The 1,621-nt window shown below is 78.7% G+C and carries 1 protein-coding gene; it reads right to left on the bottom strand.

Features of this window, described 5'->3' with window-relative positions; all coding sequences use genetic code 11:
* The coding region (locus C1A33_RS24970) for an ATP-binding protein (RefSeq protein ID WP_165818577.1) at window positions 1-1,621 on the bottom strand (1,621 nt) is incomplete at both ends.

The raw sequence follows: 1,621 nt of genomic DNA, 5'->3' as shown, positions 1-1,621 counted from the left end.
GGGAGGTGTGCGGGCCGGTCGCGGCGGCGCCTGCGCCGGGGTGCGGCGGGTGGCCGGCAGGTGCAGGCCGGGGGCGTCGGGGCTGGTCGTCACGAGCGCGCCGCGCTGCCCGCGGGCCGGTGAGCGCCGCCCCGCCGAGGTCGACGCGCCGAGTCCCGCCAGTGTGAACGCCCGGGGGCGAAACAGCGCCCCCGGTGCGGGCGCGACACCCACCGCGCCGCCACCCACCGCGCCGGGGTGCGGCGGGTGGCCGGTGCGGGGCAGGGTCAGGGAGAGCCCGCCGCGACGGTAGGCGTCGCGCTCCGTGCCGTCGGCGCGCCCGCCGACGCGGTCGCCGCCGGGGCCGGCCTGGTTGAGACCGGTGGTGTCGTAACCGGGGCGACCTGGGCTGATGTCCTCGCCGCCCCTGTCGTGGAGACGGCCGCCGTCCCAGCCTGGGACGTTGAGACGGCCACTGTCGCGGTCGGTGCCGAGGGCGCCGGACGGGTCGGGTCCGCCCGCGCCGATGTCGCGACCGTCCCCGGTGTCCGCGTCCCCGCCGCCCTCAGGCCACCGGCCGCCTGGACCACCGAGGCCGCTGCCGCCCGGGCCCGCGCCGCCGTGTGGACCGTCGCCGCCGAAGGCGGAACCGTCCGCATCCCCGCCGTCAGGGTCCTCGCCGTCCGCATCCCCGCCGACGGGGTCATGCCCGCGGGGATGCCGGCCGCTGGCCTCGGTGCCGTCGGCGGCGTGCCCGGGACCGTCCGCGGTGGTGGCGCGGCGGCGAGCGGTCTGCTCGTTGTCGACGGCGTCGTCGAGGCCGGCGAGCGCGGTGTCAAGGACGGCGTCGAGCAGGGCGGTGTCCATGTCGGGGGCGTCGAACGGGCCGCGGCGGCGCCGGTGCGGCAGGGCCAGGCGGGCGCCGGCGCGGATGTCGGCGGTGCGCACGGTGTCGTGCCCGTTCCAGGCGGCGTGCGCGCGGGCGGTCCTGGCGAGCACCACGTCGGCGCGCATCCCGTCGACGTCGCAGCCCGCGCACACCGCGCTGATCGCGTACAGGGCGGCGTCGGTGAGCGTCACCGCGCGAAGGCGCGCCGCGGCGGTGGCGACCTGGGCGGCCAGCCGGGTCTGCGCGGGCTCCCAGGCGGCGGCGAACCCGTGGGGGTCGGCGTCGAAGGCCAGGCGGCGGCGCACCACCTCGGCGCGGATCGCCGGATCCCGGCTGGCGGCGACGTGCACGGTGAGCGCGAACCGGTCGAGCAGCTGCGGGCGCAGCTCCCCCTCCTCCGGGTTCATCGTCCCGACGAGCAGGAACGACGCCCGGTGCCGGGCGGAGACGCCGTCGCGTTCGACGTGCACCGTGCCGGCGGCGGCGGCGTCGAGCAACAGGTCGACGAGATGGTCGCCGAGCAGGTTCACCTCGTCGACGTAGAGGATGCCGCGGTGGGCGGCGGCGAGCAGCCCCGGGCGCAGCACGCTCACCCCCTCGGCGAGCGCCCGCTCCAGGTCGAGCGATCCGGTGATCCGGTCCTCCGACGCACCTACCGGCAGCTCCACCAGCCGCACCGGCCGTGTGAGGACGCCCGCGGCGGGGACGGCGTCCTCACACGGCCGGTGCGGCTGGTGGAGCTGCCGGTAGGTG

The sequence above is a fragment of the Frankia canadensis genome (genome assembly GCF_900197875.1).
GTDB lineage: Bacteria > Actinomycetota > Actinomycetes > Frankiales > Frankiaceae > Frankia > Frankia canadensis.
This window is presented reverse-complemented; position numbering and strand designations above follow the sequence as displayed.